17 protein-coding genes are annotated in these 16,277 nt (G+C 63.3%); 3 read left to right on the top strand and 14 right to left on the bottom strand.

What is annotated here, in order from left to right; all coding sequences use genetic code 11:
• Positions 1 to 391: 391 nt before the first annotated feature.
• From TX78_RS08565 to TX78_RS08585, 5 genes are read right to left on the bottom strand one after another with little or no spacing between them, the layout of a single operon-like run.
• Positions 392 to 1,852 carry a maltokinase N-terminal cap-like domain-containing protein gene (locus tag TX78_RS08565; RefSeq protein WP_044495505.1) on the bottom strand — a complete coding sequence of 487 codons (1,461 nt, stop codon included), beginning with the start codon at positions 1,850 to 1,852 and terminating at the stop codon, positions 392 to 394.
• Positions 1,849 to 2,844: a 23S rRNA (guanosine(2251)-2'-O)-methyltransferase RlmB gene (gene rlmB, locus TX78_RS08570; RefSeq protein ID WP_044495506.1), complete on the bottom strand. Its 996-nt coding sequence runs from the start codon at positions 2,842 to 2,844 to the stop codon at positions 1,849 to 1,851. The genes TX78_RS08565 and rlmB overlap by 4 nt, the downstream gene beginning before the upstream one ends.
• Positions 2,837 to 4,291 (bottom strand): cysteine--tRNA ligase, encoded by a 1,455-nt coding sequence (gene cysS / locus TX78_RS08575; protein ID WP_044495507.1) that lies wholly within the window; start codon positions 4,289 to 4,291, stop codon positions 2,837 to 2,839. Before cysS ends, rlmB begins: the two co-directional genes overlap by 8 nt.
• A gap of 42 nt (positions 4,292 to 4,333) precedes the next feature.
• Positions 4,334 to 5,653 carry a bifunctional 2-C-methyl-D-erythritol 4-phosphate cytidylyltransferase/2-C-methyl-D-erythritol 2,4-cyclodiphosphate synthase gene (locus tag TX78_RS08580; protein WP_044495508.1) on the bottom strand — a complete coding sequence of 440 codons (1,320 nt, stop codon included), beginning with the start codon at positions 5,651 to 5,653 and terminating at the stop codon, positions 4,334 to 4,336.
• Between the two features lie 38 nt (positions 5,654 to 5,691).
• The gene (locus TX78_RS08585; protein ID WP_044495509.1) at positions 5,692 to 6,189 is read right to left on the bottom strand and encodes a CarD family transcriptional regulator; all 498 of its coding nucleotides are present in this window, start codon (positions 6,187 to 6,189) and stop codon (positions 5,692 to 5,694) included.
• A gap of 190 nt (positions 6,190 to 6,379) precedes the next feature.
• Here TX78_RS08585 and TX78_RS12705 point away from each other — a divergent pair, with 190 nt between their 5' ends.
• The 3 genes from TX78_RS12705 to TX78_RS13750 all read left to right on the top strand — a co-directional run bounded on the left by TX78_RS12705 (position 6,380) and on the right by TX78_RS13750 (position 8,604).
• Positions 6,380 to 6,937: a hypothetical protein gene (locus TX78_RS12705; RefSeq protein WP_049897687.1), complete on the top strand. Its 558-nt coding sequence runs from the start codon at positions 6,380 to 6,382 to the stop codon at positions 6,935 to 6,937.
• Positions 6,938 to 7,149: 212 nt separating this feature from the next.
• Positions 7,150 to 8,298: an ABC transporter ATP-binding protein gene (locus TX78_RS08595; protein ID WP_044495511.1), complete on the top strand. Its 1,149-nt coding sequence runs from the start codon at positions 7,150 to 7,152 to the stop codon at positions 8,296 to 8,298.
• A 141-nt stretch (positions 8,299 to 8,439) separates the two neighbouring features.
• Positions 8,440 to 8,604 carry a hypothetical protein gene (locus TX78_RS13750; protein ID WP_158644321.1) on the top strand — a complete coding sequence of 55 codons (165 nt, stop codon included), beginning with the start codon at positions 8,440 to 8,442 and terminating at the stop codon, positions 8,602 to 8,604.
• Between the two features lie 218 nt (positions 8,605 to 8,822).
• Here TX78_RS13750 and TX78_RS08600 read toward each other — a convergent pair whose 3' ends face one another.
• The 9 genes from TX78_RS08600 to thiS all read right to left on the bottom strand — a co-directional run bounded on the left by TX78_RS08600 (position 8,823) and on the right by thiS (position 16,069).
• Complete coding sequence (locus TX78_RS08600) at positions 8,823 to 9,236, bottom strand: FtsX-like permease family protein (RefSeq protein WP_044495512.1); 414 nt, start codon at positions 9,234 to 9,236, stop codon at positions 8,823 to 8,825.
• Positions 9,136 to 10,119 (bottom strand): sensor histidine kinase, encoded by a 984-nt coding sequence (locus TX78_RS08605; protein WP_081652689.1) that lies wholly within the window; start codon positions 10,117 to 10,119, stop codon positions 9,136 to 9,138. The genes TX78_RS08600 and TX78_RS08605 overlap by 101 nt, the downstream gene beginning before the upstream one ends.
• Before the next feature lie 185 nt (positions 10,120 to 10,304).
• Complete coding sequence (locus TX78_RS08610; protein ID WP_044495514.1) at positions 10,305 to 10,658, bottom strand: PLD nuclease N-terminal domain-containing protein; 354 nt, start codon at positions 10,656 to 10,658, stop codon at positions 10,305 to 10,307.
• Between the two features lie 75 nt (positions 10,659 to 10,733).
• Positions 10,734 to 11,573 (bottom strand): glycerophosphodiester phosphodiesterase, encoded by an 840-nt coding sequence (locus tag TX78_RS08615; RefSeq protein WP_081652690.1) that lies wholly within the window; start codon positions 11,571 to 11,573, stop codon positions 10,734 to 10,736.
• Positions 11,570 to 12,604, bottom strand: coding sequence for a Cof-type HAD-IIB family hydrolase (locus TX78_RS08620; protein WP_233722220.1), 1,035 nt, complete (start codon positions 12,602 to 12,604; stop codon positions 11,570 to 11,572). The genes TX78_RS08615 and TX78_RS08620 overlap by 4 nt, the downstream gene beginning before the upstream one ends.
• Positions 12,605 to 12,618: 14 nt before the next feature.
• A complete protein-coding gene (locus tag TX78_RS08625) occupies positions 12,619 to 13,572 on the bottom strand; it encodes a carbohydrate kinase family protein (protein ID WP_044495515.1) in 954 nt (317 codons plus the stop codon).
• A 145-nt stretch (positions 13,573 to 13,717) separates the two neighbouring features.
• Complete coding sequence (moeB, locus tag TX78_RS08630; RefSeq protein WP_044495517.1) at positions 13,718 to 15,001, bottom strand: molybdopterin-synthase adenylyltransferase MoeB; 1,284 nt, start codon at positions 14,999 to 15,001, stop codon at positions 13,718 to 13,720.
• Positions 15,001 to 15,825 (bottom strand): thiazole synthase, encoded by an 825-nt coding sequence (locus tag TX78_RS08635; RefSeq protein WP_044495518.1) that lies wholly within the window; start codon positions 15,823 to 15,825, stop codon positions 15,001 to 15,003. Before TX78_RS08635 ends, moeB begins: the two co-directional genes overlap by 1 nt.
• A gap of 4 nt (positions 15,826 to 15,829) precedes the next feature.
• Entirely contained in the window at positions 15,830 to 16,069 is a 240-nt protein-coding gene (gene thiS, locus TX78_RS08640) for a sulfur carrier protein ThiS (RefSeq protein ID WP_044495521.1), read from the bottom strand.
• Positions 16,070 to 16,277 lie beyond the last annotated feature (208 nt).

Raw genomic sequence — 16,277 nt, forward strand, 5'->3', positions numbered from 1 at the left:
AAAAGATAGATGATTGATCTGGCATGTCACAGTCATTCACACCGGGGTGTGATTGCTGTGACTACCAAATAAATAGTAAATAATTTGGTATCAAAAAACTTGGCACACTATTGAGTTCTCAAACAACAAGCGCTTCCGGCACCGTCAGAAGTTATCCTTCCGAGTCGCTCCGGAGCAACTTTCCTATCTTACCAGTTCGTTTTCGGAGTGTCAACTCCGTGTTTCCGACCTGTTTTCGATAGCTGGAGAATCTTATCAGATCTTCCGTCTCGCTGCCAACCTCAGCTTTGCTTTCGATCAGCGGCGCGAGATGAAACTCTACCACCACTTTTCCCCGGATGTAAATTCCAGGTGAACAAGGTGTCCTACTTCCCCGTGATTCCGCGGAAAATTAGCCCTCAGCCTGGAGCAGCATGGAGGGTCGGAAGACCCAGCTGCCCTCCCACTGGGCGAAAAGCTCCAGGGCTTCTGCCAGCATGGCGGCCCGGAAGAAGACCGAATCCACTCCAGATGCATCGACATCTGAGCTGCGGTATCCCTTCAGGAAGGACTTGGTGAACTCCTCGTACCACTGGCCGAAGTTCACCGGGGCCTGCGCCTCCCCCTCTTCAGTGCTGGAAGCTTCCGGTGTTTCATTGGCGACTTCCATGACCAGGTTGGCTGCTGACATCAGCATGGTGACCACATCCCGGAGACCGAGCGCACGCTCAATCAGTCCGTCGGATTCATTGAAGACCCAGCGCTGGGGGGTCATCTGGTGAGCCTGACCCAGGCTGAGGTCCCCATGAATCTGCTGCAGCATCAAGGGCTCACCAGCATCGCGCAGCTGCATGGTCATCAGGTCGATGACCTCGTGCAGGTCAGCAGCTTCGTCCTCGTCGAACTCTTGGCGCACGCCAGCCCACTGGGAACTCAAGGCAGCTTGGGCGTTCTGGGCCATGCTCTTCAGCTGAGCAGTTGACTGCGGGTGCGCACCGAAGGCCCCGGCGAGGTCAGCATGGAATGTCCCGAGCCACCGGCCGAGTTCACCGGCCTCGGCTGAGAAGCTGCGGCCGGCTTTCAGAGCAGCCCGTGCAAGATCCCAGGCGGATGGGGCTTCGACGCCGGCCTCACGGATGACCGATAAATCACCGTTCTCCCACTCGGCCTCGTCAGCAGCTGTGGCGGTCTTCTCCCAGGCGCCGGAGATGGTGCCCAGCACTCGAGGAACGGAACGACTATTGGCCCGAGTCAGAGTCAGCACTGTTTCCAACAGCGGTGTGCGCTGCTGAGTAGGGCGACGCAGGAAGTCCACCACTACCTTCTTCTCCCAGTCACCTTCCTCGGCCGCATCTTCAGGGGCAACCAGGGTGCGCGTATGGGAAGCATCCTGTGCTTGCACCGCGCTGCGGCGCATCTTCAGCTCAAAGGCGTCCCACGATTCGAATCCAGCTAGAGCCTCCCCGCGGGAACGCCCATTGCGGCTGCCTTGGCGACGTCGGGCCATCTCAAGCCAGGCGGCGAGAAAGGCCCGATCCCGGGCGCCGTCGTATACCCAGAGATCCTTGCCGTTCTGGTCGGTCAGCTTCCCGATGAAAGCCGTTTTGCCCGCCAGCGCCGAGGGCCGACTGCGCAGCGCCACCGGAACAGAGATCCGCTGCGGCCCTTGGGGCAGCTCGAGGTCGAATACATGGTGCTCCAGAAAGAGCCCCGAGTCAGGATCCCCCTGGGGGGTTGGCAGGCGGAGGCCGCCCACCCGAGTGAGGCTGCGGCGCCCGCGCGGGGCCGGGAACCACGGCTGATGCGGCAGCCAATTGCTGAGGATCTCCAGGAAACCAGGCTGTTCCTCGCCGCGGATGCGCACCGTGGTCATGACTGGCGGACCCCCTGGCGCGCTGTAGAAATCTCATAGAGCGTGATGCCCACCGCCATCGAGGCATTCAACGACTCGGTGCTCTTCGTGATGGGAATCGAGACAATCGCGTCACAGGTCTCAGCCACCAACCGGGAGAGCCCCTTGCCCTCGGAGCCGACGACGACGATCAGCGGCTCTTCGGCCAGAGAGAGTCCGGGCAAGGACATCTCGCCGCCGCCGTCGAGCCCAACCACGAAATACCCCAAGCTCTTGGCTTCTTTCAGCGCCTGGGTGAGGTTCTTGGCACGGGCCACGGGGATGCGTGCAGCCGCGCCGGCCGAAGTCTTCCAGGCGGTTGCGGTCACACCGGCGCTGCGACGTTCAGGCACCAGCACCCCATCAGCGTCGAAAGCTGCCGAGGCACGCAGAATGGCGCCGAGGTTGCGCGGATCAGTGATGGAATCACAGGCCACCAACAGCGGCTGATGCGCGATATAGCCCTTGGCGGCCTTCTCCAGTAGCTCCTCGGTCAGCTCCGCAGCGTCGGCATACTCATAGGGTTCCAGCACCAGAGCCAGACCCTGATGCACCGCGTCACCGCTCGCGTTGTCCAACTGCCGACGAGTCAGCTCACGTACCCGGACACCCTGCTCGGCGCAGTGCTGCAGCGCCTCCCGCACGCGGCCATCAGACTCAATGTCAGCAGCCACCAGCATCTCCTTCGCCGGGACACGCTCAACCAGCGCCTCCAGCACAGGATTGCGGCCGGCCACCACATCATCAGCTCCATAGCCGGAACCGCGGGTACGAGGCCGATTCGCCTCACGCTTTGCAGCGGCGCGCTCGGCCAGCTGCTTCTGCTTGTGAGCCTTGTGATAGACGCGGTCCTCTGCCTTGGGAGTCGGACCCTTGCCTTCGAGTTTGCGGCGGCCCTGTCCACCCGAGCCCGAGGTGGGGCCCTTCTTGTTCTTCCGGACAGCGGCCGATTTGGGACGAGAGTCCTTAGCCATGTGTGTCCCCCTTGGTCTGTGCGGCAATGCTCCATCGGGCACCCTCTGGGGTGTCCTCGATGATCACGCCTGCGGTGGTGAGCTGATCGCGGATCGCGTCAGCGCGGGCATAGTCTTTCTCGGCTTTGGCCGCTGTCCGCTCGGTCAACAGGTGATCCACCAGAGTACCCAGTGCCGCATGCTCGGCCGAGCCTGCGCCGTCGGGCTCCGGCACATCCGCCAGTCCCAGCACCTGCGCCATGGAGGCCACCTCTGCGGCACGTTCTGCGGCCACCGTCTTCTGTCCCTGGGCCAGGGCGGTGTTACCTGCACGGACACTCTCGTGCAACACAGCCAGTGCTGCCGGAACATTGAGATCATCATCCATGGCGGCGCGGAAGGCTTCAGGAAGCTGCAGTTGAACCGGCTGCTCCCCCAGGGATTTGGCCAGGAAACCCTCGATGCGTTCGACGGCGGCCTCGGCCTCCTGCAGGGAACCGGGGCGATAGTCCAGCTGGGAGCGGTAATGAGCCTGACCCAGGAAGTAGCGGACAGCCTTGGGGCGCGCCTGGGAGAGCATCTCTTCCGGGGAGATGGTGTTGCCGATGGACTTCGACATCTTCTGGCCCTGATAGGTCACCATGCCGTTGTGCAGCCAGTACCGAGCGAAGTCATCACCGGCGGCCCTGGACTGGGCAAGTTCGTTCTCATGGTGCGGGAAGCGCAGATCCAGGCCTCCGCCGTGGATATCGAACTGTTCCCCGAGATACTTGGTCGCCATTGCCGAGCACTCCAGGTGCCAGCCGGGACGACCGCGACCCCAGGGAGAATCCCAGGCAGCGGTCTCCGGGTCCCCTTCTTTATGTCCCTTCCACAGGGCGAAGTCCCGGGGGTCGCGCTTACCGCGGGGATCGGCGTCGGGAGCATCCTGCATATCCTCCACGCGCTGCCGGGTGAGCTCCCCGTAGTTCTGCCAGGAACGCACGTCGAAGTAGACATCGCCTGAGCCATCAGGTGCTGGGTAAGCGTGCCCGGCGTCGATAAGCCGCTGGATCAGGGCAAACATCTCCGTGATGTGCCCGGTGGCACGAGGTTCGTAGCTGGGGCGCAGCACGCCCAGGGCGTCATAGGCGGCGTGGAAGGCCTGCTCGAACCGGTACGCCAGAGCAAACCAGGGCTCCTCGGCGGGGTAGTCCTGGTCCGCGCGGAAGTCCGGGCTGTAGGAAGCCGCAGACTTCTCCAGGATCTTGTCATCGATATCGGTGACGTTGCGCACCGCGAGCACGTCATAGCCGCTGGCACGCAGCCAGCGAATCAGGATGTCAAAGGCCACCGCCGAGCGCACATGGCCAACATGGGGCTTGCCCTGAACAGTGGCACCACAGTAGTAGAGCGAGACCCGTCCCTCGTGCAGCGGGGTGAAGTCCCGGATCTCGGCTGTTTTGGTGTCGTAAAGTCGCAGTACCACGGCCCAAGGGTACCGCAGCGGCCCCGCTCAGCCCTGGAGCGTTTAGTCCTTGACCAGCACGGCAGTGGCAGTAGCCATGATGCCCTCGGCCCGGCCGGTGAAGCCGAGTCCGTCAGCGGTAGTGGCCGAGACTGCCACCGGAGCACCGGCTGCCGCGCTGAGCGCTCGCTGGGCTTCTTCGCGGCGCGGCCCGAACTTGGGCCGGTTGCCGATGAACTGCACGGAGAGTGATCCGATGCGGAAGCCGGCCCGACGCACGATTGCCGCCGCTTCGGCCAGCAGCATCACTCCGGAGGCACCGGCCAGTTCAGGGCGAGATGTGCCCATAGTGTCTGCGCCGAAATGCACACCCAGGTCTCCCAGTCCTGCCGCGGAGAAGAGCGCATCGCAGCAAGCATGGGCCACGGCATCGCCGTCGGAATGCCCGGAGAGTCCCTGTTGACCGGGCCAGTGCAGGCCGGCCAGCCACAGTTCGGTGGGCTGATCCTCGGGGGCGAAGGCATGAATGTCATGGCCGATGCCCACTCGGGGTAATGGGACCTGGGCAGCGGGCATGTGTGTCTCCTGAAGCAGCGCGGTGGCTGTGAGCAGGTCTGTCTCTGTGGTGATTTTCAGCGCCCGGGGGTGACCGGCGACGACGGCGACCTCCACCCCTAAGTGCTCAGCGATCATCGCCTCATCAGTCAACGCTGCGGCCTCTTCATCACTCAATCCCATGGTGTGCTCGAGGGCGCGCTCCAGAAGGTCCAGGGTGAAGCCCTGTGGGGTCTGCACTGCGCGCAGTTGGCTGCGAGCCGGGGTGGAGGCCACGATCTCGCCTTTTGCCGAAGCATCCGTGCCGGCCGTGCTGATCTGTTTGATGGTGTCGGTGACCGGGACTGCCGGCACTACTGCCTCAGCACCGCTCTCCACTGCTTGCAGCACCCGCTGGAAGACCTCGGGCGGGGTGAGCGGACGGGCGGCGTCGTGAATAAGCACTGTGGTTCGCTCCGCCGACCAGTCATGGTGCCTGGCGTGTTCCTGGACTGCGGCCAGGCCCTCGCTGACCGAAGAAGCCCGGGTAGACCCACCTGAGACGACGACGACGCGAACTCCGGTGGCCTCGACAGCGTTGGCTTCTGCCACCAGCTGCTGACGGGTCGCCTCTGCGCTGGGATCCGATGGCACGACCACCACGAGCAACCCGAGTCCGAGGTCAGCAGTCACCGCATCCAGGGCCCGGGAGAGGATGCTGCGCCCAGCCAGCGGCACAGCTGCTTTGGGTATCCCGTAGCCCAGCCGCGTGCCGGAACCGGCGGCAACAATGACTAACGCCCGAGGATCTCCTGTGCTGAACAGGGCATCCGTCGGGCGTTGAGTCATATATGCGATTCTACGGTGAGCTCGAAGCTGAACCGCGCTTAGGCGGTGGCTGAGGTTTCGGAGAGCACCTGATCGAGGAGCTGCTCTGCATCCTCTTCGGTCAGTTCCTTGGCCAGCCGCAGCTCCGAGACCAGGATCCTCCGAGCCTGGGAGAGCATCCGCTTCTCGCCAGCGGAGAGTCCGCGGTCATTCTCACGGCGCCAGAGGTCACGAACGACCTCGGCAAGCTTGTTAATGGAACCCGAGGCCAGCTTCTCCACATTTGCCTTGTAACGGCGGGACCAGTTGGTGGGCTCTTCAGTGTGCTCGGCCCGCAGCAGGCCGAATACGTGATCCAGGCCTTCTTCATCCACCACGTCGCGAACACCCACGAGGTCAACGTTCTCAGCCGGAACTTTGATGGTCAGGTCGCCTTCAGAGACTCGCAGCGTGAGGTAGGTCTTTTCCTCCCCCTTGAAAGTGCGCATCTCCACCTCTTCAATGGTGGCGGCACCGTGGTGCGGGTATACGACTGTCTCTCCGACTTCGAAATTCATGTAATTATTCCCCTTTCCCGCAGTCCAGTTTATCACGCACAGGCGTTTATCGGCGTGTCGTGATGCAAGCTCCGGGGAGTGGGCATAAGGTTCGCCGCGCACAATTCTCTTCTACGCCATGTAGAATTACTGCTGATCAAGTAGTCTGGACGCGACAACGTCGCACCGACCTCATGAGGAGATTTCCGACGTGAAGTTCGCCCCCTCCCCCACCCGCCGCGCGGCTGCCGCATCTCTGGCGTTGGCAGCAGTGCTGGCCACCGGCTGCAGCGCCGTGAACTATCAGGCCACCACCCACGTCTACTCGGCGTCAGACGGCGTGATGTTCGATGCCGAGGGCGTCAAAGTGCGCAACCTGACGTTCATCGCCAACGAGGAGGGCGGCCCTGCTCGCCTAGTCGGCCTCCTGAGCAACAACAGTGCCGAGGATGCCCAGGTGGAAATCTCCGCAGCTGGCGACACCTTCCCCTTCAGCCTGTCCTCCGGTGAGGCCATCAACCTCCAGAACGACGACGAGCTCATCGTCTCCTCGATTCAGGCAGCCCCCGGAGCGATGCAGGACGTGACTATTTCCATCAACGGCACTGAAGAAACCGTCGGTGCCACGGTCCTCGACGGCGGCATTGCCGAGTACCGCGCTCTTCTGCCGGATGGCTTCGATGAGTCCACCGTTGAGCACCTGGAGCATGGCCCCGACACTTACGGCGGCGGCGCAGCCCACCACGATCCGGACGCCGCTCACCACTGACGCGGACACCCGCGCACAACTGCCTCCATGAGGGCCTTCACCCATAGCGGTGAGGGCCCTCATTTCGTTGTATGTGTCACAAATGGACTTGAGCGAACTTCTATGGTGTGATTCTGGCGGCACTGTGAGTCATGCCACATCGGCGGATGGGCAGTGTCACCACCTTCACTACGGATCGTCGGGCACGTACCTGCCCGTGAAAGGGAAACATCATGGCCTCAGTGACCTATGACTTTGCGAGCCGCATCTACACCCCAGGGGCGCGGCCTGCCATCAACAAACTCCACCTGGAGATCACCGACGGCGAGTTCCTCGTCCTGGTGGGCCCCTCCGGTTGTGGTAAGTCCACCGCCCTGCGCATGCTGGCCGGCCTCGAAGAGGTCAACGAGGGCCGCATCCTCATCGGTGGCGAGGACGTCTCCCACGTCTCTCCCAAGGACCGCGACATCGCGATGGTCTTCCAGAACTACGCCCTCTACCCCCATATGTCGGTGGCAGAGAACATGGGCTTCGCCCTGAAGATCGCTGGAGTCTCCAAGGAAGAGCGCGCAGAGCGGGTCAAGAAGGCCGCTGAGATCCTGGACCTGGTTCCCTACCTGGACCGCAAGCCGAAGGCACTCTCCGGTGGTCAGCGTCAGCGCGTGGCGATGGGTCGCGCCATCGTGCGCTCCCCCAAGGTCTTCCTGATGGATGAGCCGCTGTCCAACCTGGACGCCAAACTGCGCGTACAGACCCGTACCCAGATCGCAGCCCTGACCCGGCAGCTGAAGACCACAACCGTCTACGTCACCCACGACCAGGTGGAAGCCATGACCATGGGCGACCGTGTGGCGGTCCTCAAGGACGGCATCCTGCAGCAGGTGGACAGCCCCCGCAACCTCTACGACACACCCGCCAACGTCTTCGTGGCAGGCTTCATCGGCTCCCCCGCCATGAGCCTGTTCCAGGTGGCCAAGACCGGTGATGACATCATCCTGGGCAACGACCGCTTCAACATCCCCGGCGGCTACCTCTCCAAGGGCAGCGGCGACAAGGTCACCCTGGGCGTTCGCCCCGAGGACATGGAGATCTCCACCGACGGCACCGGCCTGCCGATGGTCGTCGACGTGGTCGAAGAGCTCGGCGCAGACGCCTACATCTACGGCACCCCGGAGGGCATTGACACCTTCCAGCCGCTGATCGTCCGTGTAGATGGCCGCCGTCCTCCCATGAAGGGCGACAAGGTCTTCATCAAGCCCAATGTGGACCATGTGCACCTCTTCGACGTGGAGACCGGCCTCCGGCTCAACGGCGCGATCCCGGAGAATACTCCGCACGCCAAGTTGGCAGATGTGGAAGCACTGCAGGACAGCGAAGAGTAAGCCGCACAGCATTTATAGGTGCTGACAAAAGCGCCGGAGACTCATCGAAAACGATGGTTCTCCGGCGCTTTTTACATATTCACACTAGGCAAACAGCAGATATCCAGTAACTGTCCAGTTAGAGATTCCTAGGGTGGAGCCATGGCTAGAAGCGCAGTGTCCATTATCATCACGATCGTTATTGCGATCGTCCTGCTGTGGCTGGCGATCACCGTATTTGAGATCGCCGCAGGGATCGCAGGCTCCGTCATCGTCGGCATCCTCGCCGTGCTCGGAGTGCTGTATCTGATCCGTGCGCTGACCTAGTCCTGGATCACTCACGTCAGTGATCATGCACCGCCGTCAACCATTCCGAAAGGGTGAAACACCATGCGCGGCATCTACATCCCCATCAGCATCACCACGATCCTCCTGATCGTCATCCTGGTGATCGTACTGACCTAACCCATACGGCAACCGACGACGACGCCCCGGCACCTCTCACTTAGAAGAGGTGGCCGGGGCGTCGTCGTGAGCACTGGAGGCTACTGCTGGCTGAGCCCGGAAGCGGGCTGTACTCGGCTCATCTGATGTGCCGGCAGCCAGGCAGCCAGCAGCGCGGCCACCAGCGTGGCAGCCCAGATGGCAGCAATCCGCAACCAGGGGATCTCCAGGACCACACTCCAGTCCTCGCGCGCCACCAGCGAGCTGACCCCAGCCCAGCCGAAGAAACCGCCCAGGACCGTGCCCAGCAGCAATGCGACTGCAGCCATCAGCAGCGCTTGCAAAGAGATCATGGAGCCGACGGCGCGGCGGTTCATTCCCACCGCGCGCAGCAGTGCCGCTTCACGCCGTCGCTCAAAGACCGAGAGGGAGAGCGTATTGCTGACGCCGATGACCGCCACAATGATGGCTGCGGCCAGCAGCACCAGCACCATCAGCAGGACCATCTCGATCATTTCGCCGTAGGATGCCCGGCGCCGGGCGCTTCTTCAGCTGTTCCTGTTCTTCGCGGAGCACTCCGAGCATGCGGCGCATCTCGGTCAGCGCTTCGCGGCCTGTCTCAGCGATGGTCTCGAAGGCTGCACTGGCGCGGGCAGGGTCCTGCTGCAGGACATACCGGCCGCCGTCGGCCTGGGCGATCATGACCGACATGGAGTGACTGATGACATCGTGCACCTCCCGGGCGATACGCATGCGTTCGGCGTCGGCGGCTAAGCGGGCCTCCTGATCGCGTTCGCGTTCCAGCAGCCGGTTTTTCTCCTCCACGGCTTCCAGCTGGGCGCGCTTGCGTCCGGCGAGGTCGCCGAAGAGCCAGAACACCAGCACGACGGCGGCGGCGAATCCACCGATGAGCAGGAGGTTGACCATGGCCGTGGGAGCATCCGCCGGATAGATGCTGGCCACCATCTGCTGATATCCCACAAAGATGGCCAGGAGCACCGCACCGAGCAGAGCTATGGTCAGATAGCTGCGGGAGACTCGACGGCTGCCGTATTTGGCGCAGGTGTAGACCACCAGCGGGACGCTGAGAGCGGAGACACCGGGTCCGCTGAGTGTGAGGATCTGCAGCAGCGCGGCAGTGGCGATGATCCCTGCGGCCACCCCTGGCTGAATCCTGGAGATCGCCAGCGGGACGATGGCCATCAGTTCCAGCAGAAGCATGACTTGGGGGTCAACCGCGTTGCCGATGAATCCGTAGTGCGACGCGCTTAAGCCCCAGATCAGCAGTGCCATCAGGGTCAGCGGGGCGACCTTGAAGAGACTGTCCCCCAACCAGGGTCGCTCCTCGAAGAACCGCACTGTGCGCACATGCGGTGGGAGGCGCCCGAGTTCTGTCATGCTCCCAGTCTAGGGAGCTAGGTGGCGCTCCGCCTCCGACCACAGGATGAAAACTGCCCGCTGCTGGCTTCCGGGTTTATCGACCGGGCTTAACCACGGCGCCATTCTCGTAAGGACAATTTGCTGCGCTTAAGCCTCGGTCAGACGCAGCAAATTGACCACTCGAGGAGGCTCAGCCGGGATGCTTAACGACGGCGCGCGGGCCCGGCGTCGTCGTCTGTTGTCTTCGCCTGCCCAGTGGAGTACTCCTCCGGTGCCATTCTTTCCGCGCGACCTTTGGAGGCGGTGGGATTATGCCGGTGATAGCTGATGCTCTGCGCGATGATGTAGGTCAGCGGGCCAATGATGGGGACCAAGAAAATCACCAGAACCCACAGGACGCCGGCTCGGCGCTGGTGGCGGGTCTGCATCAGAACCATCAGGGCCGCTGCCAGAGCTGCCACTGCCAGGATGCCACCAAAACGCAGCCACCACGGCAACGGTTCACTGCCGGCAGGGGTGGCTGCGGCAAGAGCGGAGAACAACTGCGGCACGAACACGGCACCAGCGTAGGTGGCACCGCTGACGAGCAGCTTGATCCCTAGTGGGCGTTGCCTGGAGTTTTGCCGGAGAAGTCAGCGCTGGGGCCAGATACTGCGTTCGGCCATGACATCGGCCAGCGCTTCGGCGTCGTCGGTCATGAGGCCGTCAACGCCCATATCCAGCAGTCGGTGCATCTCAGCGGGATCGTCCACCACCCATACATGGACCTGCAGCCCGGCCTTATGGCAGCGCTCAATGAACTTCGGCCGCACAATGCGCACCCCGGAGTGCTCGATAGGCACCTGGAGGCAATCGATCCCAGCCAGACGGCGACTGATCCGGCGCAGGAATCCCAGCGGACCCAGCAGCACAATCAAGCCCGTAGAGACCCACCCCCCGGAGGTAGCCACCGGGCGGCTCAGCCGCTTATTCACCCGATGCCGACGGGCGTCATTGAAGCTGGCGGCCAGCACTCGGTGATGAGCTCCGTGACGCTCAACAATCTCCGCAAAGGGGCCGGCGGCTTCTCCGTCTTTGAGGTCCACGTTGAAATGGACGTCATCCCATTCCGTGAGCAGATCCTCGAAGCGCACCATCGGCTCGGTGAACCGGCCGTCCATCCCGACGCGGAGTTCACTGAGCTCTTCCCAAGTCTTCTCACTCAGCCGACCGCTGCCGGTGGTGACCCTGCCCAGCTCCTCATCGTGGAAGACCACCAGGGTGCCGCAGGCTGCAGTACGGACATCGATCTCCAGGTACCGGTACCCCAGTTCGACGGCGTGCCGGAAGGCGCCCATGGTGTTCTCGCGGCGGGGATCCGCTCCGCGGTGAGCAAAGGCCAGCGGGGCGTTCTGAAGAGCTCCGGGCTGAGAGTTCAGCAGATAGGGAATGTCGCGGTAGGGATGGGCCCGGTAGGGACTGAGCCGGGTCACAGCTGACCTGCCAGCAGCTTTTCGATGATCACAGCCACGCCGTCGTCATCACAGCTTGAGGTCACATGGTTTGCCGCAGCGCGTGCCATCGGGTGGGCAGAGCCTACCGCCCAAGATGTGCCAGCCCACTGCAGCATTTCTATGTCATTGGGCATGTCTCCGAAGGCCACCACGTTCTGCTGGTTGACGCCCAGGGAGGTGGCGAAGCGCTGGAGACCTGCAGCCTTGTTGATGCCCTTGGCTGCCAGCTCCAGCAGGCTCACCCCTGGTGCTGAGTGGGTGACGCTGACCAGGTGACCGGCACGCCGTCGCACTTCGGCCAGGAATGTGTCTGGATCCATGCTGTGGGTTTTCACCAGCAGCTTCACCACCCGGTCAGCGACGTGGTCCTGACCAACCTCGCTGTCCGGGGTGCGCACCTCACCGCGGGTGCCACGCTCTAAGGTCTCATCCAGCGGGCCGAAGAGCAGCTGCTCTTCACCGATGCCGGCGCCCTTGCGCTTGGCATCATCGTAGAAGAGTGAGTCTTTGGCGAAGCCGTCTTCTAGGTGCAGGTGCTCTAGCGTCTCGGCGGCGAAGAAAGCACCGGGGTCTAAGTCGAGGATGATGTCCTTGGCTGAGAACAGCGCCTCGGCCTGCATGGGCCAGGAGGAGACTAACCTGTCCTGCGCCAAGTCATACATCACTGCTCCGTTGGAGCAGATCACCGGGCCGATCTCACCGAGAGTGTCACTGACTGGCCGCATATTGCGCACCGGGCGTCCAGTGACTAATACGACGACGACCCCTGCTTCGCTGGCGGCCTGGAAGGCTTCGACCGTGCGCGGGGACACCGCACCGGAGGCGGTGAGCTTATAGGAGAGGATCGTGCCGTCAATATCGCTGGCGATCAGCTTGACCGGAGTTCCAGCAAGTTGTGGCGCGGCCGCGTCGTCGAGGACTGGGTGGTTGAGGGCAGCCTCGGCGGATTCAGTGGTGGGTGCGGCGCTGGCGGACATCCCGCCTCCGGGTGTCTGAAGCTGTGAAGTCATCGTCTCTTTAGGGATTAGTCGGCGGCGGTGAGGGCGGCGGCAAGCTCTTTTGCGCTCGGCGGCTGAGCGCCAAAGCGGGAGGAGGTGATGGCGGCAGCCTGCGCGGCACTGCGCAGTACTTCGGAGACGGTGTCAGCGCTGATGTCTTGAAGTGCTTGACGGTGATGGGCTCCCAGCAGTCCGCGCTGCTGCAAGCTAGAGAGGGTGGCGGCCATAAAAGAATCACCAGCGCCAACGGTGTCAGCGACTTCCACGGAGAAAGCCTGCTGCTCAACGAAACCGCTGCGCGCCAGGGCTATCGCACCAGAAGCACCGCGGGTCACGGTGACCAGGGAGGGGCCCAGTTCCAGCCACGCGGACATCGTGTCCCGGTGGCTGCGTTCGGGATAGAGCAGATCTAGGTCATCAGTGGAGGCCTGAATAACATCAGCTAGGGCGATGAACTCTTCTACCTGCTGGCGGGCTTCTTCGCGGTTGGGCACCAGGGTGGGCCGGTAATTGGGGTCGTAGGAGATGGTGGCGGTCTCCCGAGCCCGGTGCAGGACCCCCTTGACGGTCTCGGCCCCGGGTTGGACCATCGCGGCAATAGAGCCGGTGTGCAGGTGGATTCTGTCCCCCGAGCAGGTAGCGAACTTCTCCTCCACCTCGTCTGCGCTGGGCAGCGCCCAGTCCAGTGAGAATTCGTAGCTGGCCTGACCGGTGGGGTCCAATGTGGCCCGGGCTACTGAGGTGGGCAGGTCATCTGCCTCGAGCAGGGAGTTGATGCCCTGGGCGCGCAGTGAGCGGGCAATCATTCGACCATAATCGTCCTCGCCGCGCCGTCCGGCGAAGACGACCTGGTGTTCCAGGCGAGCGAGTCCTACCGCAACATTGAAGGGGCTGCCCCCGACGTGCGCCTTTGGGGCAGATGTCTCCGAATGGACCACATCTACCAAGCACTCGCCAATGACCGCCAGGTATGAACTCACGCCTCTACACTACCCGGAATCGGTCGCTCTGAGCCTGTGCGGCAAGCTGTGTCAGGGCATTAGTACTGGCAAGTAGGCCCATCGTACTGCGGTGGTCATCACCGACGAAGAATCGGACACGGCCACGCGCGCCCGAGACGCCGTCCTACTGCTGCCGGTAGAGCTCGTAGCCGCCCAGCAGATTCTTCACCGGCGCGCCGGGATACCGCTGGGACAGCAGCTGCAGCGCCTGGCGGGAACGCACACCGTGGGCGCAATAGACCACCACTGGTCGGTCATCTGCAGCCTGGTCCAGGCCGGGAACCTCCGGGGACTCCCGCCATAGCGTCATCAGCGGAATATTGACCGCATCCTCGATGGTGCCCTGCTGGTGCTCCCACGGTTCACGAACATCCACGACGCCGGCAATCTCCCCGCGGGCCACCGCCTGGCGGAACTCGCGCGGAGTCAGATCATCGGCTTGCTTCGGGTCCCCGGTGAAAGGGTTGAAGTCGATATCCTCGTCCACACTGTCCTCCGCTGCTGTTTCCACGGCAGCGGAATCCATCAGGCTGAGATCAGCCGCCGCGCCGTCGTCGTCTGCTTGGTGGGCGGGTACCTCGCAGGCAGCATCGAAGTCCGGGCCGCCGCCGAGTCCAGTGACATCAGCACCGATGCTGGTGACCGGCTCTCGCTGCAGATCCGGTTCCAAGCGGAATTCGCGGAAGCTGGCGGTCAGCGCGTCATAGCTCAGCACTCGCCCCAGCAGGGTCTCCCCCACCCCGGCGAGGTGCTTGATGGTCTCAGTGGCCATGAGCGAGCCGATCACCCCGGGCAGCACGCCCAACACGCCAGCCTCAGCGCAGGTGGGGACTTCCCCGGCGTCGGGAGCTTCCGGGTACAGATCACGGTAGGTGGGTCCGCGTTCACCAGAAGGCAGCCGGGACCAGAACAGACTGACCTGCCCGGCGAACCGCAGAATGGATCCGGAGACCAACGGCACTCCGGCGATCTCACAGGCATCAGAGACCACATAGCGGGTGGCGAAATTATCTGAGCCATCCACCACAATATCCACCGGCTCCACCAGCTCCAGCGCGTTCTGCGCAGTCAACGGCTGGCGGTGCTCAATGACATTGACCTCCGGATGCAGCCCGCGCATCACTGCTGCGGCTGAAGCCGTTTTGGGCTGTCCCACGGTGGCCTCAGAGTGAATGACCTGGCGGTGCAGATTCGAGCGGTCCACGACGTCGTGGTCAATCACCTCGATGGTGCCCACCCCGGCCGCTGCCAGATACGTGAGGATCGGTGCGCCAAGGCCGCCTGCACCGACCACCAGCACCCGCGCCCGCAGCAGTTTGGCCTGGGCTTCGATACCGAAGCCGGCCAGTGCGAAGTGGCGCTGGAAGCGTTCGGCCTGCGATCGCGAAAACGCGGAGAGATCAGTCATCAGGTGAGGTCTTCCACAGGGTCGATGATGCCCTCCATCGGGCTGGAGGCCAGGGCATGCTCACGGCGCGGGATACGTCCGGCATGCCGGGAGTGCCAGCCGGCCTCTACTGCAGCCTTCACTGCATGCGCCATCGCAGAGGGATTCTGCGCGCGAGTCACCGCGGATGCCACCAGCACTGCCTCGCAGCCGAGTTCCATGGCCAGGGCGGCCTCAGAGGCGGCTCCGATGCCGGCGTCAAGGACCACCGGCACTGAGGCGCGGGAGGCAATGAGCTCAATATTGTGCGGGTTCAGGATGCCGAGCCCGGTGCCGATGGGGGCACCCAGGGGCATGACCGCTGCAGCACCGACCTGCTCCAGACGGCGGGCGACGGCGGGATCATCACTGGTGTAGACCAGCGGGATGAATCCACGGTCAGCCAGCTGTTCTGTGGCTTCCAGGGTCTCGATGACATCCGGGAGCAGGGTGTGCTCATCGGCGATGACTTCGACCTTGATGAGGTTGGTCTCCAGGGCTTCGCGGGCGAGCTCTGCGGTCAGGACAGTGTCCTTGACGGTGTAGCAGCCAGCAGTGTTGGGCAGGATATCGATGCCCAGGCGCTCCAGCATGCTGAAGACCGAGGTCTTAGTGTCCGGGCTGAAGCGGCGCATGGCCACTGTGGTCAGCGTGGTGCCGGAAGTGATGAGCGCGCGTTCCAGGGCTGCGAGATCGGTGATGCCACCGGTACCCATGATCAGACGGTTCGCCAGGGTGTATCCGCCGATGTCCAGCGGTGGAATGCCGGCGTCGAATGCTGGTCCGGTCTGGGCTGTGTCAGACACTTAGTCAGCCTCCCTGGACTGCGGTGACGATTTCAAGCTCGACACCCTCGCTGAGCTCGGTGGCAGCCCAACGGCTGCGCGGGATGACGGAACCGGCCAGTGCGACGGCGACGCCGAGGCGTCCCCCATCAGCAGGGGTGCCGTCAGCGCTGAGCTGGCGTCCGGTGGTGTGCGCGACGGCGTCGACAACAGTGGCTCCTTCAGCGAAGGCGACCTGGTCATCATTAATGTGAACGGTGGGCATAGCCTCTCCAGTCTACGGCGCATCCATCATTCCTGCAGGGGCGGGCAGCCGGTTACGCTCGGGGCCCATAGATTTCGTCGAGCCGCTGTGGCTGGCGCCTTACACCCCCGTAAGAGACTGCTGGGAATTCTGCTGCTGATTCTGGGTCTGGGCGCGCTGGCCGGAACGGCCGCATTGGCCGCCTAGTTGTAGTTCCCCGTGAGGTTGT

The sequence above is a fragment of the Nesterenkonia massiliensis genome, assembly GCF_000455245.1.
In the GTDB taxonomy this organism is placed as follows: domain Bacteria; phylum Actinomycetota; class Actinomycetes; order Actinomycetales; family Micrococcaceae; genus Nesterenkonia; species Nesterenkonia rhizosphaerae.